Annotated in this window: 22 protein-coding genes; 14 read left to right on the top strand and 8 right to left on the bottom strand. The window is 60.9% G+C overall.

All coding sequences use genetic code 11. The features are described from left to right. Positions 1-139 precede the first annotated feature (139 nt). Positions 140-1,195 (top strand): saccharopine dehydrogenase family protein, encoded by a 1,056-nt coding sequence (locus AC0T4W_RS16905; RefSeq protein WP_476320933.1) that lies wholly within the window; start codon positions 140-142, stop codon positions 1,193-1,195. Here AC0T4W_RS16905 and AC0T4W_RS16910 read toward each other — a convergent pair. Then, positions 1,185-2,081 carry a LysR family transcriptional regulator ArgP gene (locus AC0T4W_RS16910; RefSeq protein WP_476320935.1) on the bottom strand — a complete coding sequence of 299 codons (897 nt, stop codon included), beginning with the start codon at positions 2,079-2,081 and terminating at the stop codon, positions 1,185-1,187. The genes AC0T4W_RS16905 and AC0T4W_RS16910 overlap by 11 nt on opposite strands. Positions 2,082-2,180: 99 nt before the next feature. Between AC0T4W_RS16910 and AC0T4W_RS16915 the strand changes: the two genes are divergently transcribed. The 11 genes from AC0T4W_RS16915 to AC0T4W_RS16965 all read left to right on the top strand — a co-directional run bounded on the left by AC0T4W_RS16915 (position 2,181) and on the right by AC0T4W_RS16965 (position 18,339). Next, positions 2,181-2,582 carry an ACT domain-containing protein gene (locus tag AC0T4W_RS16915; protein ID WP_476320937.1) on the top strand — a complete coding sequence of 134 codons (402 nt, stop codon included), beginning with the start codon at positions 2,181-2,183 and terminating at the stop codon, positions 2,580-2,582. Between the two features lie 5 nt (positions 2,583-2,587). Continuing rightward, positions 2,588-3,199: a LysE/ArgO family amino acid transporter gene (locus AC0T4W_RS16920; protein ID WP_476320939.1), complete on the top strand. Its 612-nt coding sequence runs from the start codon at positions 2,588-2,590 to the stop codon at positions 3,197-3,199. A 175-nt stretch (positions 3,200-3,374) separates the two neighbouring features. Further along, entirely contained in the window at positions 3,375-3,956 is a 582-nt protein-coding gene (locus AC0T4W_RS16925; RefSeq protein WP_411183243.1) for a superoxide dismutase, read from the top strand. Positions 3,957-4,294: 338 nt separating this feature from the next. Then, positions 4,295-6,358, top strand: coding sequence for a putative bifunctional diguanylate cyclase/phosphodiesterase (locus tag AC0T4W_RS16930; RefSeq protein WP_476320942.1), 2,064 nt, complete (start codon positions 4,295-4,297; stop codon positions 6,356-6,358). Positions 6,359-6,692: 334 nt separating this feature from the next. Further along, positions 6,693-8,027 (top strand): imelysin family protein, encoded by a 1,335-nt coding sequence (locus tag AC0T4W_RS16935; RefSeq protein ID WP_476320944.1) that lies wholly within the window; start codon positions 6,693-6,695, stop codon positions 8,025-8,027. 323 nt (positions 8,028-8,350) lie between these two features. Beyond that, complete coding sequence (locus AC0T4W_RS16940; protein WP_476320946.1) at positions 8,351-9,766, top strand: di-heme oxidoreductase family protein; 1,416 nt, start codon at positions 8,351-8,353, stop codon at positions 9,764-9,766. Between the two features lie 10 nt (positions 9,767-9,776). Further along, a complete protein-coding gene (locus tag AC0T4W_RS16945) occupies positions 9,777-10,838 on the top strand; it encodes an imelysin family protein (protein ID WP_476320948.1) in 1,062 nt (353 codons plus the stop codon). A 9-nt stretch (positions 10,839-10,847) separates the two neighbouring features. After that, entirely contained in the window at positions 10,848-11,957 is a 1,110-nt protein-coding gene (locus tag AC0T4W_RS16950; protein ID WP_476323738.1) for a DUF1513 domain-containing protein, read from the top strand. Positions 11,958-12,307: 350 nt separating this feature from the next. Further along, positions 12,308-13,933, top strand: coding sequence for a methyl-accepting chemotaxis protein (locus AC0T4W_RS16955; RefSeq protein WP_476320950.1), 1,626 nt, complete (start codon positions 12,308-12,310; stop codon positions 13,931-13,933). Positions 13,934-14,134: 201 nt separating this feature from the next. Next, positions 14,135-15,265 (top strand): efflux RND transporter periplasmic adaptor subunit, encoded by a 1,131-nt coding sequence (locus AC0T4W_RS16960; protein WP_476320952.1) that lies wholly within the window; start codon positions 14,135-14,137, stop codon positions 15,263-15,265. Positions 15,266-15,291: 26 nt separating this feature from the next. Next, positions 15,292-18,339 carry a multidrug efflux RND transporter permease subunit gene (locus AC0T4W_RS16965; RefSeq protein ID WP_476320954.1) on the top strand — a complete coding sequence of 1,016 codons (3,048 nt, stop codon included), beginning with the start codon at positions 15,292-15,294 and terminating at the stop codon, positions 18,337-18,339. A gap of 59 nt (positions 18,340-18,398) precedes the next feature. On the opposite strand, the gene AC0T4W_RS16970 is transcribed toward AC0T4W_RS16965, so the two are convergent. From AC0T4W_RS16970 to AC0T4W_RS16990, 5 genes are all read right to left on the bottom strand, one after another. Beyond that, entirely contained in the window at positions 18,399-18,623 is a 225-nt protein-coding gene (locus AC0T4W_RS16970; protein WP_476320956.1) for a hypothetical protein, read from the bottom strand. A gap of 290 nt (positions 18,624-18,913) precedes the next feature. After that, on the bottom strand, positions 18,914-20,557 hold the full coding sequence (gene groL, locus AC0T4W_RS16975; protein WP_476320958.1) for a chaperonin GroEL: 1,644 nt from the start codon (positions 20,555-20,557) through the stop codon (positions 18,914-18,916). A gap of 59 nt (positions 20,558-20,616) precedes the next feature. Then, positions 20,617-20,910, bottom strand: coding sequence for a co-chaperone GroES (locus AC0T4W_RS16980; protein ID WP_325509595.1), 294 nt, complete (start codon positions 20,908-20,910; stop codon positions 20,617-20,619). 236 nt (positions 20,911-21,146) lie between these two features. Then, positions 21,147-21,596, bottom strand: coding sequence for an FxsA family protein (locus tag AC0T4W_RS16985; RefSeq protein WP_476320961.1), 450 nt, complete (start codon positions 21,594-21,596; stop codon positions 21,147-21,149). A gap of 63 nt (positions 21,597-21,659) precedes the next feature. After that, complete coding sequence (locus AC0T4W_RS16990; protein ID WP_476320963.1) at positions 21,660-22,391, bottom strand: HugZ family pyridoxamine 5'-phosphate oxidase; 732 nt, start codon at positions 22,389-22,391, stop codon at positions 21,660-21,662. A 92-nt stretch (positions 22,392-22,483) separates the two neighbouring features. Between AC0T4W_RS16990 and AC0T4W_RS16995 the strand changes: the two genes are divergently transcribed. Continuing rightward, a complete protein-coding gene (locus AC0T4W_RS16995) occupies positions 22,484-23,242 on the top strand; it encodes an SDR family oxidoreductase (RefSeq protein WP_476320965.1) in 759 nt (252 codons plus the stop codon). Between the two features lie 66 nt (positions 23,243-23,308). Here the strand turns inward: AC0T4W_RS16995 and AC0T4W_RS17000 are convergent, their stop codons facing one another. Continuing rightward, positions 23,309-24,313: a DUF481 domain-containing protein gene (locus AC0T4W_RS17000; protein ID WP_476320967.1), complete on the bottom strand. Its 1,005-nt coding sequence runs from the start codon at positions 24,311-24,313 to the stop codon at positions 23,309-23,311. A gap of 109 nt (positions 24,314-24,422) precedes the next feature. Continuing rightward, entirely contained in the window at positions 24,423-25,421 is a 999-nt protein-coding gene (locus tag AC0T4W_RS17005) for a DUF481 domain-containing protein (protein ID WP_476320969.1), read from the bottom strand. Between the two features lies 1 nt (position 25,422). Here AC0T4W_RS17005 and AC0T4W_RS17010 point away from each other — a divergent pair, with 1 nt between their 5' ends. Continuing rightward, complete coding sequence (locus tag AC0T4W_RS17010; RefSeq protein ID WP_476320971.1) at positions 25,423-25,812, top strand: MGMT family protein; 390 nt, start codon at positions 25,423-25,425, stop codon at positions 25,810-25,812. The last annotated feature ends 16 nt before the right edge of the window (positions 25,813-25,828 follow it).

A 25,828-nucleotide genomic window follows, 5' to 3' on the forward strand; every position in this document is an offset into this window, starting at 1 on the left:
CTCCGATAAAGCCACTGGCTCCTAGCGCTGCGGTGGCATTGCAAGCCAGAACAACAACTGTGCGCATCCTCAATAGACCAACAGCCGCGAACACAGCAGCTAAGCTGCTCTCCCACACCCCATAACAAAGGAGCACTGGATGGCCACGCACTGGATGATCTACGGCGCCAACGGTTACACCGGCCACCTGCTGGCCACTGAGGCCAAGCGCCAGGGCCTCACGCCCATTTTGGCGGGGCGCAACCCGGCCGCCGTACACGCCCTGGGCAGCCTACTGGGCCTGGAATGCCGGATATTCGATATCCACCAACTGGATCGGGCCAAGGAAGTCCTGGCCGATATTGCCGTGGTCGCCCACTGCGCTGGGCCGTTCTCTGCCACCAGCGCGCCGATGCTCGATGCCTGCCTGGCCAGCGCTACTCATTACGTCGATATCACCGGCGAGATCAGCGTATTCGAGGCGGCGCATCAACGTGATCAACAAGCGCGCGAGCTGGCCGTGGTGGTCTGCCCCGGTGTGGGCTTCGATGTGATCCCCAGCGATTGCCTGGCCGCCTGCCTGCACCAGGCGCTGCCCGACGCCACGCATCTGGCGCTGGGCTTTGACAGTGGCAGCGGCTTGTCACCCGGCACTGCAAAAACCTCGGTGGAAGGCCTGAAGTTTGGCGGCAAGGTACGCCGCGCAGGAATCATCACCGATGTCCCATTGGGCTATAAACGCCGCACCATCAACTTTGGCCGTGGTGAAAAACCTGCCGTTACCATTCCCTGGGGCGATGTCTCCACGGCCTACCATTCCACCGGCATCGACAATATCGAGGTGTACCTGCCCACACCGACAGCAGCCGCTATTGTCATGCGCCTGATCGACCCGCTGCGCGTGCTGCTGGGCCTGGATGCAGTGCAGAACTGGCTCAAGCGGTTGATCGAAAAACGCGTCAGCGGCCCCGATGAAGCCAGCCGCACCCGCCAGCGCACCTGGCTATGGGGCGAGGCACGCAATGCCGCAGGGGTGGTGAAAACCGCGCGCCTGGAAACCGCCAACGGCTATGACGTCACCGTACACGGCGCCTTGCTGGCCGTGCGGCACTTGCTCGATTACACCGGCCCAGGCGGCTACTTCACTCCCAGCAAGTTGCTCGGCGAGCGCTGCGTGGAACAGCTGCCGGGCTCGGGCAAGGTGATTATTGGCTGAGGGCCACCAGGCTATGGCCTGCAGCCTGGGTAAGGTGGCGCGTCAGTTGGTTAAGCAGCTCGCCGCCATTGCGCCAGTGGTGCCAGTACAGCGGCACATCAATCGGCCGGTCGCGAATCAACTCGACCAGCTCGCCACGGGCTGACTCCCTCTGCACCTGCAGTTCCGGGATCAGCCCCCAGCCAAACCCGGCCAAGGCCAGGCGGATAAACCCCTCGGATGACGGGCACAAGTGGTGAGCAAAACCGCCCTCCACGCCCAGGCCGGACAGGTAGCGGTGCTGCAATAGATCATCCGGGCCAAACACGATGGCCGGCGAATGGGCCAGCGCCTGCGCCGTCACTCCACCGGGGAAGTGCCGGGCAATAAACGCCGGGCTGGCCATGGCGCGGTAACGCATCGCGCCCAGCAGCACGGCACGCGCGCCGGCAACCGGGCGTTCGCTGGCGCACACGCAGGCGGCGACTTCACCGGCGCGCATACGCTTGAGGCCAACCTCCTGGTCCTCCACCACCAGATCCAGCAGCAAACGCTGTTCGGTACAGAACGCGCCCACGGCGCCAGCCCACCAAGTGGCCAGGCTGTCGGCATTCAGGGCAATGCGCAGCCGCTCGGGCAAACCGCCCTCATCCAGCCCCGGCACCTGCGCCTGAATATCGCGTTCCAGCAGACGTACCTGCTGCACATGGTTAAGCAGACGGCGGCCGATTTCCGTCGGCGCCGGCGGTACCGCACGCACCAGCACCGGCTGGCCGACCCGCGCTTCCAGCAGCTTGATCCGCTGCGACACTGCCGACTGCGACAAGCCCAGTACCTGGGCGGCACGCTCGAAGCCGGCCTGCTCCACCACGGCAGCCAGGGCGGCGAGTAGTTTGTAATCCAGCAAAATAAGATTTCCTAATGAGCGATCAGGATTATTGGTTTCTCTTATATACCCAGCCGCAGCAGACTGACCAGCATCACCACCCTGAACAAGGCATTCCGTATGGCCGGCGAAACCTCACTGACAACCTTGCTCCACAGCATGAGCCCACAGCTGAACGATGGCGCTTACGTGTTCTGCAGCCTGAGCGATGCCGCGCAGCTGAACGGTGTGCAGCCGCTGGGCAGCTTTCAGGAAGCCGAAGGCCTCACCGTGATCCTGCCGCGCCAGCAGGCTGAGCGACTGCGCCTGCCATACAGCTACGTAGCCGCCTGGCTGACGCTGCATGTGCATTCGGCTCTGGAAGCCGTCGGTTTGACGGCCGCTGTCGCCAGCGCCCTGGCGCAAGCCGGGATCAGCTGCAACGTGATCGCCGGCTACTACCACGACCACCTATTCGTCGCCCACGCCGATGGCCCATGCGCGTTGGCCGTGCTGCAACAGCTCAGTGAACAGGCGGAGTAGCCGATATGTGGCAAAGCTATAGCAACGGATTACTGATCGCCGCCGGGCTGATCATCGCCCTCGGCGCGCAAAATGCCTTCGTCTTGGCGCAAAGCCTGCGCCGTGAACATCACCTGCCAGTGGCGCTGCTCTGCGTGGTCTGCGATGCCTTGCTGGTCACTGCTGGAGTGTTTGGTCTAGCCGCTGTGTTGGCGCAACACCCAATTCTCCTGGGTGTGGCACGCTGGGGTGGTGCAGCCTTTCTGCTCTGGTATGGCGCCCAGGCGCTGGTTCGCGCCAGCCGTGCGCAGGCACTGAATCAGGCCAGTAACAGCGGCCCGCGCTCACGCCGGGCGGTGCTATTGGCGGCTCTGGCAGTGACCCTGCTCAACCCGCATGTGTACCTGGATACGGTGCTGTTGATTGGCTCACTCGGCGCGCAGCAGCCAGTGCCCGGCGCCTATGCCCTGGGCGCGGCCAGCGCTTCACTCATGTGGTTCCTCTGCCTGGCCCTCGGCGCGGCATGGCTCGCACCCTGGCTGGCGCGGCCAAGCACCTGGCGCGTTATCGATCTGGGTGTAGCCTTGATGATGTTCAGCATTGCCTGGCAGCTGCTAAGCAACCCTGGGATGCTCTAAAACGGCCCTGATGCAACATGCCGAGGTGGTTTCCCACACAGTTGTCGCGTGTTTAAGGCGCAGTGCCGGTGCTATGATCCAGGGCTTGCGGCGAAAAGAGATAACTCACGCCGCTAGATGGCCGCCCGTGATCGGCCTCGCGCACACCGCACCTGACCTGATTAGGAGATAGACAATGGCTTTCGAATTGCCGCCGCTGCCTTACGCACATGACGCCCTGCAGCCGCACATTTCCAAGGAAACCTTGGAATTCCACCACGACAAGCACCACAACACCTACGTCGTGAACCTGAACAACCTGGTCCCAGGCACCGAGTTCGAAGGCAAAACCCTGGAAGAGATCGTCAAGACCTCTTCGGGCGGCATCTTCAACAACGCCGCACAGGTCTGGAACCACACCTTCTACTGGAACTGCCTGGCGCCTAACGCCGGTGGCCAGCCGACTGGCGCCCTGGCTGACGCGATCAACGCGGCCTTCGGCTCCTTCGACAAGTTCAAAGAAGAATTCAGCAAAGTTTCCATCGGCACCTTCGGCTCTGGCTGGGGCTGGCTGGTGAAGAAGGCTGACGGCTCCCTGGCTCTGGCCAGCACCATCGGCGCCGGTTGCCCGTTGACCAGCGGTGACACTCCGCTGCTGACCTGCGACGTTTGGGAACATGCTTACTACATCGACTACCGCAATGTGCGGCCGAAGTATGTTGAGGCGTTCTGGAACCTGGTCAACTGGGACTTCGTAGCGAAAAACTACGCCGCCTAAGTACCAGCGCACCACCCAAGGAACCCGGCCATGTGCCGGGTTTCTTGCTATTGGGGCACGGGTTTACAGCCGCTTGCGCGGCGCGAACGCCAGGTGCACCGCCTGGCTCAAACGCGGCCGCCAGGGATGGCAAGCCAAAAAACCGCCCAACGGTGCTCAAGCCGCAACCAACTCGCACCGATACAATGCGGGCAGCCAAAATAGCGACCTGCATCCACGCCATCGCCACGCAGATAATTTGTTCGACAAACTTTACTAATGGCCCTTTGACTGCAAGCGCGACTTTGCCAATACTCACTAGCGTCTGACGCCGAAGGCCTCGAACAAGGAACCGTCATTTGAAGCTGGAACTCAAAAACAGCTTGTCACTCAAATTGCTCCGCGTGGTGCTGCTATCAGCGCTGATCGTTGGCGTGGTCCTGAGTCTTGCGCAGATCGTTTTCGACGTTTACAAAACACGTCAGGCAGTCGCCAATGATGCGCACCGAATTCTGGGCATGTTCCGCGACCCCTCCACCCAGGCGGTCTACAGCCTAGACCGGGAAATGGGTATGCAGGTGATTGAAGGCCTGTTCCAGCATGAGTCGGTGCGCATGGCCGCCATTGGCCACCCCAACGAGCCGATGCTGGCGGAGAAAGCCCGAGAGCAAGTCGATATACCCACGCGCTGGCTGACCGATCCGATCCTTGGCAAAGAACAGAATTTCACCACCCAGCTCGTCGGCCGCGGCCCCTACAGCGAATACTATGGCGACCTCAGCATCACCCTCGACACAGCCCCCTACGGCGAGAACTTTGTCACCAACTCGGTGATCATCTTTATCTCCGGTGTGCTGCGCGCCCTGGCCATGAGCCTGGTGCTGTATCTGGTCTATCACTGGCTGCTGACCAAGCCGCTGTCGAAGATCATCGAGCACCTGACCAATATCAACCCGGACCGCCCCAGCGAGCACAAGTTGCCGATGCTCAGGGGCAACGAGAAGAACGAACTGGGCCTGTGGATCAACACCGCCAACCAGCTGCTCTCCTCCATCGAACGCAACACCCAACTGCGCCGCGAAGCGGAAAACAGCCTGCTGCGCATGGCCCAGTACGACTTCCTTACCGGCCTGCCAAACCGTCAGCAGCTGCAACAGCAGCTTGATCAGATTCTCGAAGATGCCGGCCGCCTCAATCGCCGGGTGGCTGTACTCTGCGTGGGGCTGGATGACTTCAAAGGAATCAACGAACAGTTTAGCTACCAGACCGGCGACCAGCTGCTGCTGGCCCTGTCTGATCGCCTGCGCAGCCACAGTGGCCGCCTCGGCGCCCTAGCCCGCCTGGGCGGTGACCAGTTCGCTCTGGTGCAGGCCGACATCGAGCAGCCCTATGAGGCCGCCGAACTGGCGCAGAGCGTGCTCGACGATCTCGACAACCCGTTTATGCTCGACCAGCAGCAAGTGCGCCTACGCGCCACCATCGGCATCACCTTGTTCCCGGAAGATGGCGACAGCACCGAAAAACTGCTGCAGAAAGCTGAACAGACCATGACCCTGGCCAAGAGCCGCTCGCGCAACCGCTACCAGTTCTATATCGCCAGCGTCGACAGTGAAATGCGCCGCCGCCGCGAGCTGGAGAAAGACCTGCGCGATGCCCTGGCGCTGAATCAACTGCACCTGGTCTACCAGCCACAAGTCGACTACCGCGACCACAGCGTGGTTGGCGTCGAAGCACTGCTGCGCTGGCAACACCCACAACACGGGCTGGTGCCACCGGACCTGTTTATCCCGCTGGCAGAACAAAACGGCACCATCATCCCAATTGGCGAATGGATTCTCGACCAGACCTGCCGCCAGCTGCGCGAATGGCATGATCAGGGTTTCACCGAGCTGCGCATGGCGGTCAACCTGTCCACCGTGCAGCTGCACCACGCCGAGCTACCTCGGGTGGTCAACAATCTGATGCAGGTCTACCGCCTGCCGCTGCGCAGCCTGGAACTGGAAGTCACCGAAACCGGCCTCATGGAAGACATCAATACCGCCGCCCAGCACCTGCTCAGCCTGCGCCGCTCTGGCGCGCTGATCGCGATTGACGACTTCGGTACCGGCTACTCCTCGCTGAGCTACCTGAAGAGCCTGCCGCTGGACAAGATCAAGATCGACAAGAGCTTCGTTCAGGACCTGCTGGAAGACGAAGACGATGCGACCATCGTGCGCGCCATCATCCAACTGGGTAAAAGCCTGGGCATGCAGGTCATCGCTGAGGGCGTGGAAACCGTCGAGCAGGAGGCCTACATCATCGCCCAGGGCTGCAACGAGGGGCAGGGTTACCTGTACAGCAAGCCATTGCCGGCACGCGAGCTAACGGCCTACCTGAAACAGGCCCGACGGCTGAACAGCGCGGCCAACCCCGCCACGTTGTAACGCCATACGCCTACAAAAAGCCCGCCAAATTTGGCGGGTTTTTGATACCCAATAACCAAGCCGCTATAGAGCACCGCCACATAAGCCGCGAGCAGGTCCAACAGCACAATAATGACAACGCTAGTAAGGCCTATGCAGAACTCCTGAGTGGTTCTTGAAGGCAGCTGCACTGGCATTTCTACCCTATCAAAGTGCCCGATCGCAGACTTTGCCCACAGCTCGCGGTGAAAAATCTGCACTGATCCTTTGCGCAAAATGAAAATCTTTCGCATTATGCTTTGGTTTTTGTGCCCGCTTGCGTGGGTACCTACTCTCACCAGCAAAGGATTCCGCCATGCTCCGTATGCCCCTGGCCTCTGCCAGCCTGCTTGCCATCGCCATTTCACTCGCCGGTTGCGGTGAAGACAAAGCGCCAGCCACCCAAGCCGCCGCACCTGCTGCCAGCAGCGCCAGCGCCCCGGCAGTGGCCACCAGCCAAGTCGATGCAGCCGCCAGCAAAGCCGTGGTCAGCCACTACGCAGACCTGGCCTTGGCCGTATTCAGCGACGCCGCCAGCACCGGTAAAACCCTGCAAGGCGCAATCGATGCCCTGCTCGCCAACCCGAATGACGACACTCTGAAAGCCGCCCGCGAAGCCTGGTTGGCTGCCCGCGTGCCTTATATGCAGACCGAGGTATTCCGCTTCGGCAACGCCGTGGTCGACGATTGGGAAGGCCAGCTGAACGCCTGGCCGCTGGACGAAGGCCTGATCGACTATGTCGCCAAGGACTACCAGCACGCCCTCGGCAATCCAGGCGCACAGGCCAATATCATCGCAAATACCGAACTGCAGGTCGGCGAAGACAAGCTGGACGTCACCACCATCACCCCGGAACTGCTGGCCAGCCTGAATGAGCTGGGCGGCTCCGAAGCCAACGTCGCCACCGGCTACCACGCCATCGAATTCCTGCTGTGGGGCCAGGACCTGAACGGCACCAACCCAGGTGCAGGCGAGCGCCCAGCCAGCGATTTCGTCGTGGGTGAAGGCGCCACTGGCGGCAACAACGAGCGCCGCCGCGCCTTCCTCAAAGCTGCCGCCGACCTGCTGGTCAGCGACCTCGATGCCATGGTTGTGCAGTGGCAAGCCGGCAATGCCGACAACTACCGCGCCACGTTGGAAGCCGAGTCAGGCGAAAACGGCCTGCGCAAGATGCTCTTCGGCATGGGCAGCCTGTCCCTCGGCGAACTGGCCGGCGAGCGCATGAAAGTCGCGCTGGAAGCCAACTCCACCGAAGACGAGCACGACTGCTTCAGCGACAACACCCACAACTCGCACTTCTACAACGGCAAAGGTATCCGCAACGTCTACCTGGGCGAGTACAAGAAAGTCGACGGCACCACCCTGAACGGCCCAAGCCTGTCCGCGCTGGTGGCCAAGGTTGACGCCGCCGCTGACAGCACCCTGAAAGCCGATCTCGAAGCCACCGAAGGCAAGCTGCAGGCTCTGGTCGACAGCGCAAACAACGGCAAGCACTTCGATCAACTGATCGCCGCCGACAACGCCGAAGGCCAGCAGATCGTTCGTGACGCTATCGCTGCACTGGTCAAGCAGACCGGCGCCATTGAGCAGGCAGCCGGCAAGCTGGGTATCAGTGATCTCAACCCGGATACCGCTGACCACAGCTTCTAAGCGCGCAGGACTTGCTGCGACTCGCGAAGTCCTAGAGAAAGCCGCGACTCCTTAGCCGAGTCGCGGCTTTTTATTTTATGGCTATGCAGGCAATGGGTAGGTTGGGTTGAGGAGCAACGCGACGAAGCCCAACGCGGCATGCTGCGTTGGGCTTCGCTGCGCTCAACACCAACCTACGACTTATCACCTCACAACATGCGATGGGTACAGAGCCCTTTATACCCTGCGACCTTTGACCACCGCCGATAATGCAAATCCGTCTTATTTAAAGCTGGCCAGACTGTTAAGATCGGCCGCCTGTTTTCTGCTGCGGATGTCCTTTCATGTTTGCCCCGCATCGCATTGCGCTGCTGTTGGCCTTGGGCCTGAACCTGGTCGCCTGCGATAAGACTCCCCAGTTCAGCCAAGCCGAACCCGGCGAAGCCCTGTCCGCTGGCAGCGCCACCGTGCGCAAAGCCGATCAGAACGCCTTCTCCCTGCCATCGGCCAATCTGTCGCCGTCACGTCGCCTGGACTTCAGCGTCGGCAACAGCTTCTTTCGCAATCCCTGGGTCAGCGCTCCCGCCACCACCACTGCGCGTGACGGCCTCGGCCCGCTGTTCAATACCAACGCCTGCCAAAACTGCCATATCAAGGACGGTCGCGGTCATCCGCCGGCGCCTGATGCGATCAGCTCGGTGTCGATGTTGGTGCGCCTGTCGATTCCGGCGGGCAGCGAGCATGCCGAGATTATCCAGCGCCTCGGCGTGCTGGCCGAACCCACCTACGGCAGCCAGCTGCAGGACATGGCCAACCCAGGCGTCGCGCCCGAGGGCAAGGTGCGCGTCAGTTACAGCACACAACAGGTCAGCTTTGCCGATGGCACACAGATCGAGCTGCGCAAGCCCACCCTGGAAATCAGCCAACTCGGCTATGGCGACCTGCATCCCGACACGCTGTTTTCCGCGCGCATTGCCCCGCCGATGATCGGCCTAGGTCTGCTGGAGGCTATTCCCGAAGCGGCCATCCTGGCCAATGCCGACCCGGACGACCTCGATGGCGATGGTATTTCCGGGCGCGCTAACCAGGTATGGGACCGCGAGCAACAACGCACGGTGCTCGGCCGTTTCGGTTGGAAGGCCGGCCAGCCGACGCTCAATCAGCAGAATGCCGATGCCTTTGCGGGCGACATGGGCCTGACCAGCACGCTGATTCCCCATGACAACTGCACTGCGGCGCAGACCGATTGCCGTAACGCGCCAAATGGCGGCGAACACGAGGTCAGCGACAACATCCTCGCCAGCGTGCTGTTCTACACCCGCAACCTTGGCGTGCCGGCACGGCGCGGCGCGGATACGCCGCAGGTGCTCGCCGGCAAGAACCTGTTCCACCAGGCCGGCTGCCAAGGCTGCCATACCCCGCAGTTCACCACCGCCAGCGATGCCGCCGAACCGGAACTGGCCAACCAACTGATTCGCCCCTACAGCGACCTGCTGCTGCATGACATGGGCGACGGCCTGGCCGACCATCGTCCGGAATTTCTCGCCAGCGGCAACGAGTGGCGCACCCCGCCACTCTGGGGCATCGGCCTGACGAAAACGGTCAACGGCCACACCCAGTTTCTGCATGACGGCCGCGCGCGTAACCTGCTGGAAGCCATTCTCTGGCACGGCGGCGAGGCAGAAGCGGCCAAGCAACAGGTGCTGACTTTTAACGCCGACGAGCGCGCCGCGCTGTTGGCTTTTCTGAATTCCTTGTAAGGAGCCGCAGATGATTCGCTCACCCCTCACGCTCGCCCTGCTTAGCCTCACGCTCACCGCCTGCAGCCCTAGCGACCCGCAGCAGCAGGTCAGCCGCGCGCTCACCGATGGCGTGTTGCTGCCGATCTACAGCGCCTGGAGCGAAGCTGACCGCCAACTGGCCATCAGCGGCCAGGCCTTCTGCACAGACCAACAGAACCTCGCCGAAGCCCGCCAGGCCTTTGCCAGCGCGCAGAGCGCCTGGGCCGCCGTGCAACCGGTGGCCTTTGGCCCGCTGGCGGAAGGCAACCGCGCCTGGCAGGTGCAGTTCTGGCCAGACAAAAAGAACCTGGTGGCACGCCAGGTCGAAGCGCTGGTCAACAGCAAGCCTGAGCTGACCCCGGCCGATCTGGATAAATCCAGCGTGGTGGTGCAGGGCCTGACCGCCTATGAATACCTGCTGTTCGACCCCGCCATCGACCTGAATATCGCCGAACAGAAAACCCGTTACTGCCCGCTGATCGTCGCCATCGGCCAGCACCAGCAAGTGCTTGCCGCCGATGTGCTGAGCCAGTGGCAGGCCAAGGACGGCATGGCTGCGCAGCTCAAAAACTTCCCCAACACACGCTACGCCGAAGCCCCGGAAGCGGTGGCAGAACTGCTGCGCACCCAGGTCAGCGCCATCGACGGGCTGAAGAAAAAGCTCGGCACGCCACTCGGCCGCCAGAGCAAAGGCTTGCCGCAGCCCTATCAGGCCGAGGCCTGGCGCAGCAAAGCCAGCCTGGCCAACCTCGCGGCCAGCCTGGCCAGCGCCGAACGCATCTGGCTGGGTGCCGAACAAGATGGCATCCAGGCTCTGCTTAGCAGTGATCAAGATAAACTGAAACAACGCATCAACGCCGCCTACAGCGACACTCGCCAGCGCCTGGCCGCAGCCCAACGCCCGCTCGGTGAGTTGCTTAGCGACGAAGCTGGGCGCACCGAGGTCAACGCCCTGTATGACAGCCTGAATGTGTTGCATCGCCTGCATGAATCCGAGCTAGCGAAGACCCTGGGCATCCAACTGGGTTTTAACGCTCACGATGGTGACTGATTCATGCAGATCAATCGCCGCGCTTTTCTAGGGCTAAGTGCCGCCGCCGTGGCGACCACAGCAGTTGCCGCTAGCGCTTTTGGCGGCTGGACGCTGATGCACAGCGGCCCACAACCGTTATTGCTGTCGGCACGCAACGATAGCGCCGGCAAGCACTTCGCGGCGGGCTACCGCCTCGATGGCAGCCAAGTGTTTGCCACCCAGGTCCGCGAGCGTTGTCACGATGTGATCAGCCATCCGTTTCTGCCGATGGCGTTGTTTGTCGGCCGTCGCCCAAGCACCCAGAGCTACCTGATCGACACCCGCGACGGCAAGCTGCTGCAGACCCTGAACTCGCCCAAGCAGCGCCACTTCTATGGCCACGCGGTGTTCCACAAGGACGGCGAATGGCTGTACGCCACCGAGAACGACACCGCAGATCCCGGTCGCGGTGTGCTGGGCGTCTACCGCCTGCAAGGTGGGCAGTTGCAACGTGTCAGCGAACTGTCGACCCACGGCATCGGCCCACACCAGCTGCTCTGGCTACCCGACGGTGAAACCCTGGCGGTGGCCAACGGCGGCATCCGCACCGAGGCCGACAGCCGGGTGGAAATGAATCTCGACGCCATGGAGTCCAGCCTGGCGCTGCTGCGTCGCGATGGCAGCCTAATCAGCAAAGAACAGCTGCCGGAACGCATGAACAGCGTACGCCACATGGCCGTGGCCAGCGACGGCACCCTGGTCAGTGGCCAGCAATATATGGGCGAGATCAGCGATGCGGTGCCGCTGCTGGCGATCAAGCGCCCTGGCCAACCCTTCCAGCATTTCCCGGTGGCCGACGCGCAGCGCCAGCTGATGAACCAATACACCGCCAGCGTGGCGATCCACAGCGAGCTGCGCCTGCTGGCGTTAACCGCACCGCGCGGTAACCGGGTGTTTATCTGGGACCTGGACAGCGCCGAGCTGCGCATGGATGCGCCCCTAGCCGATTGCGCCGGCGTTGGCGCGGTAGCCGACGGCTTTGTAGTCAGCAGTGGCGTTGGCCGGTGCCGCCTGTACAACTGCCGCAGCGCCCGGATCAGCAGCCAGCCCCTGCAACTCCCCGCAGGGCTGTGGGACAACCACCTGCGCCTGGTCTAAACGCCGTTCTTGAGGCGCTCTCCCCATTGCGTGTTGCGAGGCGATAAACCGTAGGTTGGGTTGAGGAGCGCAGCGACGAAGCCCAACGATCTATGCCAACGCCTGTTGGGCTTCGCTGCGCTCAGCGCCAACCTACCGATTGCATGCAATCGCAATAGGTACAGAGCCTTTCTTAAGCCTGTAAAAGCCTGCGGCACGCTAAAGAACGCTGCCGCAGAGCCGATCTATACTCCTAGCAGCCGCTGCTTCAGGCAATCCGGCCCAGCCGATACCAGTCAATAGGGATATTCGCAGCTAGGACGCGCTCTGCGTCACTGGTATTCCGCCTCCCAAACACAGGGGTATTACCGATGTTTCTGCAAAAATCCTTGCGCGCGCAAATTCTTGCCCTGCTCGGCGGCAGCCTGGCGCTGATTCTGGTCACCGCACTGGCCTGCTTCAGCTTCCTCTCCAGCGGCATGCAGGCCTATCGCGGCCTGCTTGAAGGCCCACTGGAAAGCTCACGTCTGGTTGATCAGGCCAACTTAGAATTCAAGATCCAAGTGCAGGAATGGAAGAACGTGCTGCTGCGTGGTAGCGACAAAGCCCAGCTGGACAAATATTGGACACAGTTCGAAGCCCAGGAACGTAAAGTCCAGGATGTACTCGGCAAATTGCTCGCCTCGGCAGGCAGCGATAATAGCCTCAAGTCAAAAGTCGAAGGGCTGCGCCTGGAACACAAAACGCTAGGTAACAACTACCGCAAGGGCCTGGACGTTTTTATCGCCTCCGGTGGCGATCCTAAGGCGGGTGATAAAGGCGTAGCAGGTATGGACCGCGCCGCCAGCCAGCAAATGAACGAACTTGTCGAGCAGTTGCGCAAGCAAAGCCTAGACCAGGCCAGCCTAATCAACGCCTCATCTGATCGAATCATCACCTTCGGCACCCTGCTGATGTTGGGTGCTACCGTGGTGATCGCGCTGTTCAGCCTATGGCTGATCAACCGCAACCTGATCAACCCGATTCGCGAGCTGATCGAGCACATCTCCCAGCTCAGCCAGGGCAACTTCGGCAAGCGTATTGACTCGACCCGCCAGGACGAGCTGGGCAACCTCGCTGTTGCCGCAAATATTCTGCGCGACTTCCTCGCCGACACCTTCACCCGCCTGAAACGCAGCACGGCTGATCTGGACACCGCCAGCGGCGAACTCAACTCCATCGCAACAATGATGGCTGAGGGTACCCGCGAGCAGTTCTCGCGTACCGACCAGGCCGCCACGGCCATGCATGAAATGTCCGCCACCGCCCAGGAAGTCGCCCGACATGCAGCCGAAGCCGCCGGCGCCGCCGATGCCGCCGACAGTGCCGCACGCCAGGGCGAGACGGTGATGCAGGCAACCATCAAGACCATCACCGATATCCGCAGCGAGATCACCAACACCTCCGAGGTGATTCGCCGCCTGGAAGCCGACAGCGGGCGCATCGGCAAGGTTCTAGAAGTGATTCGCGGCATCGCCGAGCAAACCAACCTGCTGGCGCTTAACGCCGCCATCGAGGCTGCCCGCGCGGGCGAACAAGGCCGTGGCTTTGCCGTGGTTGCAGATGAAGTGCGCACCCTGGCGCAGCGCACCGCCGAGTCCACCGCAGAAATCCACCAGATTATCGACACCGTGCAAACCGGTGCGGTGAATGCGGCGCGCGCCATCGAGAGCGGCCAACAGCGCAGCGAGGAAGGCGTAACCCAGGTCACCGAAGCCGGCGCCACGCTGCAGCTGATCACCAGCGCGGTGGAAGCGATCCGCGATATGAACCGGCAGATCGCCACCGCCGCCGAGGAGCAAACCTCAGTAGCCGAGGATATCTCGCGCAACCTTACCGAAATCACCGCCATCGCCACGGCCAACCAGGAGAACGTACAGCGCACCGAAAGCGCCGGGCAAAACCTGCAAGTCCTCTCCGGGCAGCTCAATGAGGTGACCCAGCGCCTGAGTGCCTGATCCCCCGAGCTAGCTACAGCGCAACAAGCAAAATGCCAGCCTATGCTGGCATTTCTGTTTAAAAAACACTTGATCAATCCGGCAACTTTTGCACAACATTTCTCTGTAAATGCGAATCTTTGACAGGCCTTTGCGCGAGGTCTAATGTGCCCCTCTTGCCTATTCCCAGGCTCTTCAACCGCCTTGCCAAGGAACCGGAATATGTTGCTCCGCCGCATGCTGATCATGCTCGGCGCAGTACTCGTCGTGGTACTCGCCCTCGCCGCCTACAAAGGCTTCTCCATTTACCAAGAAGTGCAGATGTTCTCGGCGCCGCAACCGGCCATCAGCGTCGATGCCGCGACGGCAGAAGAACGTCCGTGGCAGGGTCGCCTACCGGCCATCGGCACACTTAAGGCCTTCCAGGGCGTTGACCTGACCGTGGAAGTCGGCGGCACCGTACAGCAGGTGTTGTTCCGCTCCGGTGAACAGGTCAGCCTGCAACAGCCGCTGATCCAGATGAACAGTGATGTCGAGCAGGCCAGCCTGGCCACCGCCCAGGCCGAGCTGGGCCTGGCCCGGGTCGAATTCGAGCGCGGGCGTAGCCTTATCAACCGCCAGAGCATCTCGAAAAGCGAGTTCGACCGCCTTTCCGCCAGCCTGCAGAAGGCCAACGCCAGCGTTGCCCAGCTGCAAGCCATGCTGGCGAAGAAGCGCATCCTCGCGCCGTTTGCCGGCACCATCGGCATCCGCCAGGTCGACGTCGGTGACTACCTCGCCTCCGGCACCACCATCGCCACCCTGCAGGACCTGAGCAAGCTCTACGTCGACTTCTTCCTGCCGGAACAGGCCGTGCCCAAACTGGCTGTCGGCGAGCGCGTGCGCTTCAGCGTGGCGGCTTACCCGGACGAGGTGTTCGAAGGCGAAATCGCCGCAATCAACCCCAAGGTCGAAGACGCCACCCGTAACGTGCAAGTGCGCGCCCTGCTGATCAACCCGGACAGTAAATTGCTGCCCGGCATGTTCGCCAATCTGGAAGTGCTGCTGCCGGGCGAACAAACACTGGTCGTTGTGCCAGAAACCGCCATCACCTACACCCTCTATGGCAATTCGGTGTACGTGATCGGCGAGAAGAAAGGTGAAGACGGCCAGGTGGTCAAAGACGACAAAGGCCAGGCCGAGCGGGTGGTCGAGCGCCGCTTCGTCGAAACCGGCGAGCGTCGTGAGGGTCAGGTGGTGATTAGCAAAGGTCTGCAAGCCGGTGAGCAGGTGGTAACCGCCGGCCAGCTGAAGCTGGACAACGGCGCCCGTGTGAGCATCGCCAACGCACAGGCCAAGCCGAGCGCCGAGTAAGCGCGCAGGCGTAAAGGAACTTATTTATGGCTTTTACTGATCCGTTTATCCGTCGCCCGGTACTGGCGACCGTGGTCAGTCTGTTGATCATCCTGCTTGGCTTCCAGGCATTCAGCAAACTGACCATCCGCCAATACCCACAAATGGAAAACGCCCTGATCACGGTGACCACGGCGTACCCCGGGGCTAACGCCGAGACCATCCAGGGCTATATCACCCAGCCGCTGCAGCAGAGCCTGGCCAGCGCCGACGGCATCGATTACATGACCTCGGTGAGCCGGCAGAATGTGTCGGTTATCTCGATCTATGCGCGCATCGGCGCCAATAGCGACCGTATGTTCACCGAGCTGCTGGCCAAGGCCAACGAGGTGAAGAACCAGCTGCCACAAAACGCCGAAGACCCGGTACTGAGCAAGGAAGCCGCCGATTCCACGGCGCTGATGTACGTCAGCTTCCACAGCGACGAGCTGTCCAACCCGCAGATCACCGACTACCTGTCGCGGGTCATCCAGCCCAAGCTGGCCACCTTGCCAGGCATGGCCGAGGCCGAGATTCTCGGCAACCAGGTGTTCGCCATGCGCCTGTGGCTGGACCCGGTGAAGATGGCCGCCTACGGCGTGACCGCCAGCGATGTGAATGACGCGGTGCGCAAGTACAACTTCCTCGCCGCAGCGGGCGAAATGAAAGGCGAGTACGTGGTCACCAGCATCAACGCCGAAACTGACCTCAAATCCGCCGAGGCCTTTGCTGCGATTCCACTGAAGACCGTGGGCGACAGCCGCGTGCTGATCCGCGATGTGGCGCGGGTGGAAATGGGCGCGCAAAGCTACGACTCGATCAGCTCCTTCGACGGTACCCCCTCGGTGTACATCGCCATCAAGGGCACACCTGGGGCCAACCCCCTGGACGTGATCAAGGAAGTGCGCAAGGTCTTGCCCGAGCTGGAAGCGCAGCTGCCGCCTAACCTGAACGTCTCCATCGCCTACGACGCCACGCTGTTTATCCAGGCCTCGATTGATGAGGTGGTGAAGACCCTGTTCGAAGCCGTGTTGATCGTTATCGTGGTGGTGTTCCTGTTCCTCGGCGCGTTTCGCTCGGTGCTGATCCCGGTGATCACCATTCCGCTGTCGATGATCGGCGTGATGTTCTTTATGCAATTGATGGGTTACTCGATCAACCTACTGACCCTGCTGGCCATGGTGCTGGCCATCGGCCTGGTGGTAGACGACGCCATTGTGGTGGTGGAGAACATCCACCGGCATATCGAAGAAGGCAAAACCCCGTTCGATGCGGCCATCGAAGGCGCGCGGGAGATCGCCGTACCGGTTGTCTCGATGACCATCACCCTGGCGGCGGTGTACGCGCCTATCGGCTTCCTCGAAGGCCTTACAGGTGCGTTATTTAAAGAGTTTGCCCTGACCCTGGCCGGCGCGGTGATCATCTCCGGCATCGTCGCTCTGACCCTGTCGCCGATGATGTGCGCCAAGCTGCTGCGCCATGAAGAGAACCCGTCGGGCCTGGCACACAAGCTTGACCAGATCTTCGATGGCCTCAAGCAGCGCTATCAGCGCGCCCTGCACGGCACCCTGGAGACCCGCCCGGTGGTGCTGGTGTTCGCCGTGATCGTTATGTGCCTGATCCCGGTGCTGCTGATGTTCACCAAGAGCGAACTGGCCCCGGAAGAAGATCAGGGCATCATTTTTATGATGGCCAATGCGCCGCAGCCAACCAACCTGGAGTACCTGAACACGTACACCGACGAGTTCGTGACCATTTTCAAGGAGTTCCCCGAGTACTACTCCTCGTTCCAGATCAACGGCATCAGCGGTGTGCAGTCGGGTATCGGCGGCTTTCTGATGACACCGTGGAACGAGCGCGAACGCACCCAGATGGAGATTCTGCCGGAGGTGCAGGCGCGCCTGTCACAGATCGCCGGCCTGCAGATCTTCGGCTTCAACCTGCCCTCCCTGCCGGGCACCGGCGAGGGCCTGCCGTTCCAGTTCGTGATCAATACACCCAACGACTACCAGTCGCTGCTGCAGGTGACCGAGCGGGTCAAGCAACGCGCGGTGGAGTCGGGCAAGTTCGCCTTCCTCGACGTCGACCTGGCCTTCGACAAGCCGGAAGTGGTGGTGGAAATCGACCGCGAGAAAGCCGCGCAGATGGGCGTATCTATGGAAGACCTCGGCCTGACCCTGGCCAGCCTGCTCGGTGAAGGCGAGATCAACCGTTTCACCATCGATGGGCGCAGCTACAAGGTGATTGCCCAGGTCGAGCGCGCCTACCGCGACAACCCAGGCTGGCTCGGCAGCTACTACGTGAAGAGCGAAAGCGGCGCAATGCTGGCCCTGTCGACCCTGGTCAAGGTCAGCGACCGCGCGCGGCCGACCCAGCTCAACCAGTTCCAGCAGCTCAACTCGGCGATCATCCAGGGCGTACCCATCGTCAGCATGGGTGAGGCCATCGACACGGTAACGCAGATCATGCTTGAGGAAGCTCCGGCCGGTTACGCCTACGACTTCGCCGGCGCATCGCGCCAACTGGTGCAGGAAGGCAGCGCGCTGTATGTGACCTTCGGCCTGGCCCTGGCGCTGATCTTCCTGGTGCTGGCGGCGCAGTTCGAGAGCTTCCGCGACCCGCTGGTGATCATGGTCACGGTGCCGCTGTCGATCTGCGGCGCGCTGATTCCGCTGTTCCTCGGCTTCTCCAGCATGAACATCTACACCCAGGTGGGCCTGGTAACGCTGATCGGCCTGATCACCAAGCACGGCATCCTGATCGTCGAGTTCGCCAACCAGCTGCGCCGCGAGAAAGGCTTGTCGCGCCGTGAGGCGGTCGAAGAGGCCGCAGCCATTCGCTTGCGCCCAGTGCTGATGACCACCGCAGCCATGGTGTTTGCCATGGTGCCGCTGATCCTCGCCACAGGCGCAGGCGCGGTCAGTCGCTTCGACATCGGCCTGGTAATCGCCACCGGCATGACCGTCGGCACCGCCTTCACCCTGTTCGTGCTGCCTTGTGTGTACAGCCTGCTGGCGCAACCCGATGCACCACCAACAACGGCCAAAGCCCATTAACAAAAAAGCCCTGCAGTGCAGGGCTTTTTTATATTCGTCGAATCACCCGCTAAGCAGGCTCAACCTTGCAAGCGGACGCCCTGGGACAAGCTAAACATAAACAGCAGCAAGTCGTGGTCCGGCTTAAGCGCCTCGGCCATTCGCGCCTGCGGAGGCAATGGGCAGTAGCCCCGCTCATTGAGGGTGATGACTTGGGGACTGGCTTCCTGCCAGGCCGCCGCCGCGAGCGAGGCCACGCTGAGCGCGGTCACCAGGAACAAACCTCGTGCGATTTCTAGCTTCATCACTGCAACCTCTTGATAGCGCTGAAAAACGTTGTCCGTAGACCCTAGACCATTGATAACCGCAGCGTCACGCTTTACGACCAGCGGTCGTTAGTGCCGGAATCTGCCAGCATCTTCACCCCGATCATCCTGATCCACACGCAAGCCATTTAGTAGGCCAGGTTTCGAGCCGCATTCGCGCCAATGGTTCAATGCTTCGGCAAAGCAAAAACGAAAACCCCGTGACAGGCACGGGGTTTTCTTTACTGCATGCAGGCCATCAGGCGATGGCCTGCGGGAGCCGGGCTGGCTTACATCATGCCGCCCATACCACCCATGCCGCCCATGTCTGGCATACCGCCACCGGCCGGCTTGTCTTCAGCCACTTCGGCGATCATCGCTTCGGTGGTGATCATCAGGCTGCCGATGGAAGCGGCAGCTTGCAGCGCCGAACGGGTGACTTTGGCCGGATCGAGAATACCCATCTCGATCATGTCGCCGTAGGTGTCGGTTGCGGCGTTGAAGCCGTAGTTGCCCGAACCCTGCTTGACCTTGTCGACCACAACGCTTGGCTCGCCGCCGGCGTTGGACACGATCTGACGCAGCGGTGCTTCAACAGCACGACGCAGCAGCGCAATACCCACGTCCTGATCGGCGTTGTCGCCTTTCAGTTCGCTGATGGCCTGCAGCGCGCGAACCAGAGCCACGCCACCGCCAGGTACCACGCCTTCTTCAACGGCTGCACGGGTGGCGTGCAGGGCGTCGTCAACGCGGGCTTTCTTCTCTTTCATTTCAACTTCGGTGCCGGCACCGACTTTGATTACCGCAACACCGCCAGCCAGTTTGGCCAGACGCTCTTGCAGCTTCTCTTTGTCGTAGTCGGACGAGGTGTCTTCAACCTGCTTACGGATCTGCGCAACGCGCGATTCGATATCAGTCTGCTGACCTGCACCGTCGATGATGGTGGTGTTTTCTTTGCTCAGGATTACGCGCTTGGCGTTACCCAGGTGCTCCAGGGTGGCGCTTTCCAGGCTCAGGCCGATCTCTTCGGAGATTACGGTACCGCCAGTCAGCACAGCGATGTCCTGCAGCATGGCCTTGCGACGATCACCGAAGCCTGGTGCTTTAACAGCAGCGACTTTAACGATGCCACGCATGTTGTTCACCACCAGAGTCGCCAGGGCTTCGCCTTCAACGTCTTCGGCCACGATCAGCAGCGGACGGCCGGATTTAGCAACAGCTTCCAGAACGGGCAGCAGTTCACGGATGTTGGAGATCTTCTTGTCGACCAGCAGGATCAGCGGGCCGTCGAGCTCGGCAACCATGGTGTCCGGCTTGTTGATGAAGTACGGGGACAGGTAGCCACGGTCGAACTGCATGCCTTCAACAACCGACAGTTCGTTTTCCAGGCCCGAGCCTTCTTCAACGGTGATCACGCCTTCTTTACCGACTTTTTCCATGGCTTCGGCAATGATTTCGCCGATGGAGCTGTCGGAGTTAGCGGAGATCGAACCCACCTGAGCGATGGCCTTGGTGTCAGCGCATGGCTTGGACAGGTTTTTCAGCTCAGCAACGATGGCGATGGTCGCCTTGTCGATGCCGCGCTTCAGATCCATCGGGTTCATGCCGGCAGCGACGGCTTTCAGGCCTTCGTTGACGATGGCTTGAGCCAGAACGGTGGCGGTGGTGGTACCGTCGCCAGCGTCATCGTTGGCACGGGAGGCAACGTCTTTAACCAGCTGCGCGCCCATGTTCTCGAAGCGGTCTTTCAGCTCGATTTCTTTGGCAACGGAAACGCCGTCCTTGGTGATGGTCGGAGCGCCGTAGCTCTTCTCGATGATCACGTTACGGCCTTTCGGGCCGAGGGTGGCTTTTACTGCGTCAGCCAGAACGTTGACACCGGTGAGCATTTTCTTACGGGCGGAATCGCCGAATTTAACTTCTTTAGCAGCCATGATGGTTATTCCTTAATTCGTTCAAATAGAGCGGAATTCGTAGCGACGGGGCGCTGAAATCAACCTTCAACTACAGCGAGAATTTCGTTCTCGCTCATTACCAGCAGGTCTTCGCCATCAACTTTGACGGTGTTGCTGCCGGAGTAAGGGCCAAACACCACTTTGTCGCCGACTTTAACGGCCAGGGCACGCACTTCACCGTTGTCCAGCACGCGGCCAGTACCGACAGCGAGGATTTCACCGCTGTTGGCTTTCTCGGCAGCGGAACCTGGCAGCACGATGCCACCGGCGGTTTTCTTTTCTTCTTCGCTGCGACGGATTACGACGCGGTCATGCAGAGGACGAAGCTTCATTGTCGATCTCTCCCAATAGATGGTTTACAGCGGCCGGTGTAGTCACCGGCGGGTTAGCAAAATCCGGCGAGGCCGGTAGCACTACGCTGGGCGCAGCGCTGAAGTCTGGATCTGCCTGACGACAGAAAACCTTGCGGTGACCCCTACATAAGGGCGCGTAAGGTGATTTCAAGGGCTGAGGGTGAAATTTTTTACGATTCAGAACGACTCACGAGGCCTATAGGTTGCGTGCAGGCTTAATCCCGGCGCTCGTACTCGCCTTCCAGCACCCGGGGCCTGGCGTGGCCGGAATGAGCGGCCTGCTCATCGAAAAAGGCGCGTTGGCGCATGGCCTGCTCGGCGGCACGCAGGCGCAGCTTGTTGACCAGAAAACGGCGGGTAAAGGGAATCAGGCAGAACACGCCGAAGATATCGCTGATAAAGCCAGGGAGCAGCAACAGACCACCACCGACGGCGATCAACAGGCCTTCGAGCATTTCCTGCTCGGGCAACTCACCGCGCGCCAGTTTCTCCCGCGCACGCCAGGCGGTGGCAACGCCGGCCACACGCAGCAAGAGGCTGCCGAGGATGGCGGTACCGATGACCAGCAACAGGGTCGGCAACACGCCGATGGCGCCGCCCACCTGAATCAACAGGGTCAGCTCAATGATCGGAAACAGCAAAAACAGAAACAGAAAAGCGCGCATTAAAGGTTCCTTAACGGAAGATCAGCTTCCTATGAAACAGAAGTATGGGGTGTTGAGCTGAATTCAAGCTGAAGCCTGACCATCGGTCGGCCAGACCTCGGCGCGAGCCAGCATTACCAGGGCCTGGCGCACCTCAAGTGGACTGTTGCAGGATGTTGGAAAGGCCAGCCAATACAGCCCCTGACCGATACGCAGGTGAAAACCTTCGCTGTCGAGGCCAACCAGCTCGGCCGGCGCATGGCTGGGCAAGCCGGTCAGCTCGACATAATGTGCGATGGCGTTGGCATGGTCACTGTTCATATGCTCGAGCATGCTGATTTCACTGTCGCCAGCGAAGGGATTGCTCAGCGCCACTTGATCCAGCCAGTGAATCGCGCCAAAACCGCCGATGTAGCGCCAGCGCACCGGTTCCAGGCGCCAGAAATCGAAGTCATGAGCCTGATGGTAACCGCGCGAGTCCGGGAAATAGCGGTAATAACGCTGCGCTGCGGCGGCAATCTGACCTTCGTCATCCAATTGTCGCGCTTGGGCGAGCAAAGTAAGACGACCAACCGCCTGCACATCTTCCGCACCACGCTCGCCCACCAGCAGTGAGCACTTGCCGTCCTGCTTGAGGTTATGGGTGTGCTGGGCGATGCGGCTGATCAGGATCAGCGGACAGCCGTCAGCATCCAGGCAATAGGGCACCACTGATCCGAAAGGGAAACCCGGCATGGCCTTGGAGTGGGTGCTGAGCACGCCACGGTATTCCTTGAGCAGCAATTCTCGGGCATGCTTGCCGGCTTTCACGCTCACCTTATGACTCCTTGCATAAATCCGTCACAGAACGGCAGGCGCCTAGATTAACCGCCGGCAAGGCCACACGACACCATTTGAGGGGACTCGCGATGCAACTTAAAGACAAGGTCATCATCATCACCGGCGGCTGTCAGGGCCTGGGCCGTGCCATGGCTGAATACCTGGCAGAGAAAGGCGTCAAGCTGGCACTGGTCGACCTGAACCAGGAAAAACTCGACGAAGCCGTGACTGCCTGTAAGGCCATGGGCGTAGAAGCCCGCGCTTACCTGTGCAACGTTGCCAATGAAGAGCAAGTGACCCAGACCGTGACGCAGATTGCCGAAGACTTCGGCGCAATCAATGGTCTGGTCAATAACGCCGGCATCCTGCGTGACGGCCTGACCATCAAGGTCAAGGACGGCGAAATCACCAAGCTGAGCCTGGCCCAGTGGCAGTCGGTAATCGACGTTAACCTGACCGGCGTGTTCCTCTGCACCCGCGAAGTGGCGGCGAAGATGATCGAGCTGAAAAACGAAGGCGCGATCATCAACATCTCCTCCATCTCCCGCGCCGGCAATATCGGTCAGGCCAACTACTCCGCCGCCAAGGCCGGCGTAGCGGCTGACACCGTAGTCTGGGCCAAGGAACTGGCGCGTTACGGCATCCGTGTTGCGGGCGTGGCACCAGGCTTTATCGAAACCGAAATGGTCGCCAGCATGAAGCCCGAAGCACTGGAGCGCATGACTTCGGTCATCCCACTGCGCCGCATGGGCAAACCGGCCGAGATCGCTCACTCCGTGGCTTACATTCTGGAAAACGACTACTACACCGGTCGCGTTCTGGAGCTGGACGGCGGCCTGCGGTTGTAATAGCAGGATTGCAGCCAAGAAAAAGCCCCGATTTCGGGGCTTTTTCGTTTGAATCGAAGCTAAGCGTTACCAACCCACGCCAAAGCCCAGACTGTAACGGGTCTCATCCAGCTCGCCTTCCGAGCCGCTAACCAGATCCTTCTCGGCCTTCATATTCAGCGACGCCCAGTCGGTTAGCTTGTAACGCAGCCCTAAAGCGGCATCCAGGGTGTAGTCAGCAACGTTGTTCAGCGGCTTACCCACTTCACCATCGCTGAACAGCTCGACACTCTTGCCGATCAGGTAGCGGTTGTAATCCCACTTGAGGCTCGCGGAGTAGAAGTTGTCGGTCTCGCCATTGGCATATTCGTAGTCAGTGCGGTTCAGCAGGCCGGCCACAGAGAAGGCGCCCAGCTCGTTGTCCCAGAACTGGTAACCCGGACCGGTACCGACAGTACGCTGACGGCGCAGGTCTTCGATACGATCACGCTTGTATTCCAAACGGCCTTGCCAGAACCAGTGCTCGGTCAGGAAGCGGTCGAGGGCGTATTCGGCACCCCAGTTATCCGTGGTGACCAGCTCGTTCTGGAATTCGCGGTTGTAGTCAGCTTGCGCGTTATGCCGCCACAGACCATGGCGAGCCTGGGTCTTGAGGCTGACGTCATAGTCGTCGGTGTCACGCTCGGCTCGTTTGTAGTCCAGCGATGCATCGATATTACCTTTCCAGACCAAATCCTCGACCAGCGGCTTGGGCTTGAGAATCTGTTTAATGCTGGCCAGCTCAATGGTCTTGGGCGCATCGCCGTTGGCCAGGGTCACCTTGCCCGGCTCAGCCGGCTGCAGGGATTTGGCGCGCTCGCCGGCGATGGCGTTTTCCTTGATCAGCAACTCCTGATCGCTCTCCAGGGTGGCAATCTTGCTCCAGTCGAGAGCAATCGCACCGCCGTAGTCGGTCGCCAGCAGCAACTTGCCGCCATCGTAGAATTTGATCTTGCCGGTCAGGCGGTCGCCGTTCTTCAGCCAGACGGTATCCGCCAGCGCGGAGGTAGCTGCCACAGAAAGGGCCAGGCACAGCAGGGTTCTGGAAAACATAGGGATGGTTTATCTACTTCGGGTTCGCGGAAGGTCGGGCATTATCCGTAAGCACGACGCCAGAGCAAGCACTGACCGACAGAATCACCACGAGTTCAGCGCACACAAGCTACCAACCGACGCCCACACCTAGCAGATAACGCCGCTCACTGCTGGTTTGCCCGAGCCCACGCGCCTGGTCCAGCTCGTACAGCAGTGACAGCCGCGCCCAATCCGTGAGCCGATAACGCAGGCCCGCTTCACTGTCGAGCACGTAGTCGACTTCGTCTATATCCGGCAATTGCAGCTCGGCCGTGCTGTAAAACTCCAGCCGTGTGCCCCAAAGCAGGCGTTTGTAATCCCAGGAAACCGAGTAGGTATTGAGCGCCCGCTCAATATTACTGGACTCCAATTGCAGGCGATTGAACTGACCGATCACATCTAACCGGCCCAGCTCGTTATCCCAGAAGCGATAACCTGGTCCGGTCCCCAGGGAGCGCTGGCGGGTAAAAAAGGCGTATTCATCCTCATCCTGCTCGGCACCGACCCGCCAGAACCAATGGTCCGTAATAAAGCGGTCGAGGTCGTATTCCAGCTGCCAGTTGTCGGCGGTCTTCGCCTCATTCTTGACCTTGCGCTCCAGCTCACCACTCAGCAGATGACGCCAGCGGCCGTGCTCCACCCGCGTATTACCCTTGAGCTTCCACTCATCGGTGTCGTTGTCATCGCGCTTCATATCCAGCTTGGCGTCCAGATTGCCCTCCCAGAAGCGGTCCTGCAGCACCGGACGCGGTGGAATAAGCCGTTTGATACTGGAGAGCGGTACGGTCTGCGTGTTCTCACTGACCACCCGCACCATGCCCTTGCCGGCGGCTTCCAACTGGTTACTGTGCTCGCTGTCGAGGCCCTGACGGCGCATCAGCAAGGGTTTCTCCGAGCGCAGGGTGTCGATATCCTTCCAGGCAATAAGCACCTGACCGGCGTACTTGGTCTTCAAGGCCAATTTGCCACCATCGAGCAGAACTATTTCACCGCTCAGGCGGTCACCATTGTTCAGCCACACCGTGTCCGCCCGCACAGGTGCGGCCAAAGCAATAATCAGAAAGCACAACAGAGTACGTAGCAGCATGATGGGAAAGCCGGATAGCGAGCCAGGACAGAGGACGAAGCATGCCGCGCCAGGCCAGTCGGCAGCAAGCCAGGCCGAACGCCGCACAGCACTTTATGTGGTGCTGGCCCAGATACCGGCCGGCTACGTGGTGAGTTATGGCCAACTGGCTGCATGCGCAGGCTTGGGGCGTGCCGCGCGCTGGGTCGGGCGCACCCTCAGCCAACTGCCAGACGGCAGCATGCTGCCCTGGCACCGGGTTATTGCCGCCAGCGGGCGCCTCGGCTTGCCGGTCGGCAGCCTCTCTGGCGCGGAGCAACGCAGCCGTCTACGTGAGGAAGGCGTGCAAATCCATAACGATCGGGTGGATATGTCGCGCTACGGCTGGCGCCCAGTGGAGCACAGCGAGTAGAGTGCGCGCTTTATTA

The sequence above is a fragment of the Pseudomonas sp. C7.1 genome, assembly GCF_056312395.1.

Excerpts from the sequence above, each read along its gene's own strand:
- AC0T4W_RS16905 (WP_476320933.1), top strand. The coding sequence starts at position 140 with ATGGCCACGCACTGGATGATCTACGGCGCCAACGGTTACACCGGCCAC.
- AC0T4W_RS16915 (WP_476320937.1), top strand. The coding sequence starts at position 2,181 with ATGGCCGGCGAAACCTCACTGACAACCTTGCTCCACAGCATGAGCCCA.
- AC0T4W_RS16920 (WP_476320939.1), top strand. The coding sequence starts at position 2,588 with ATGTGGCAAAGCTATAGCAACGGATTACTGATCGCCGCCGGGCTGATC.
- AC0T4W_RS16925 (WP_411183243.1), top strand. The coding sequence starts at position 3,375 with ATGGCTTTCGAATTGCCGCCGCTGCCTTACGCACATGACGCCCTGCAG.
- AC0T4W_RS16935 (WP_476320944.1), top strand. The coding sequence starts at position 6,693 with ATGCTCCGTATGCCCCTGGCCTCTGCCAGCCTGCTTGCCATCGCCATT.
- AC0T4W_RS16940 (WP_476320946.1), top strand. The coding sequence starts at position 8,351 with ATGTTTGCCCCGCATCGCATTGCGCTGCTGTTGGCCTTGGGCCTGAAC.
- AC0T4W_RS16945 (WP_476320948.1), top strand. The coding sequence starts at position 9,777 with ATGATTCGCTCACCCCTCACGCTCGCCCTGCTTAGCCTCACGCTCACC.
- AC0T4W_RS16955 (WP_476320950.1), top strand. The coding sequence starts at position 12,308 with ATGTTTCTGCAAAAATCCTTGCGCGCGCAAATTCTTGCCCTGCTCGGC.
- AC0T4W_RS16960 (WP_476320952.1), top strand. The coding sequence starts at position 14,135 with ATGTTGCTCCGCCGCATGCTGATCATGCTCGGCGCAGTACTCGTCGTG.
- AC0T4W_RS16965 (WP_476320954.1), top strand. The coding sequence starts at position 15,292 with ATGGCTTTTACTGATCCGTTTATCCGTCGCCCGGTACTGGCGACCGTG.
- AC0T4W_RS16970 (WP_476320956.1), bottom strand. The coding sequence starts at position 18,623 with ATGAAGCTAGAAATCGCACGAGGTTTGTTCCTGGTGACCGCGCTCAGC.
- groL (WP_476320958.1), bottom strand. The coding sequence starts at position 20,557 with ATGGCTGCTAAAGAAGTTAAATTCGGCGATTCCGCCCGTAAGAAAATG.
- AC0T4W_RS16980 (WP_325509595.1), bottom strand. The coding sequence starts at position 20,910 with ATGAAGCTTCGTCCTCTGCATGACCGCGTCGTAATCCGTCGCAGCGAA.
- AC0T4W_RS16985 (WP_476320961.1), bottom strand. The coding sequence starts at position 21,596 with ATGCGCGCTTTTCTGTTTCTGTTTTTGCTGTTTCCGATCATTGAGCTG.
- AC0T4W_RS16995 (WP_476320965.1), top strand. The coding sequence starts at position 22,484 with ATGCAACTTAAAGACAAGGTCATCATCATCACCGGCGGCTGTCAGGGC.
- AC0T4W_RS17000 (WP_476320967.1), bottom strand. The coding sequence starts at position 24,313 with ATGTTTTCCAGAACCCTGCTGTGCCTGGCCCTTTCTGTGGCAGCTACC.
- AC0T4W_RS17005 (WP_476320969.1), bottom strand. The coding sequence starts at position 25,421 with ATGCTGCTACGTACTCTGTTGTGCTTTCTGATTATTGCTTTGGCCGCA.
- AC0T4W_RS17010 (WP_476320971.1), top strand. The coding sequence starts at position 25,423 with ATGGGAAAGCCGGATAGCGAGCCAGGACAGAGGACGAAGCATGCCGCG.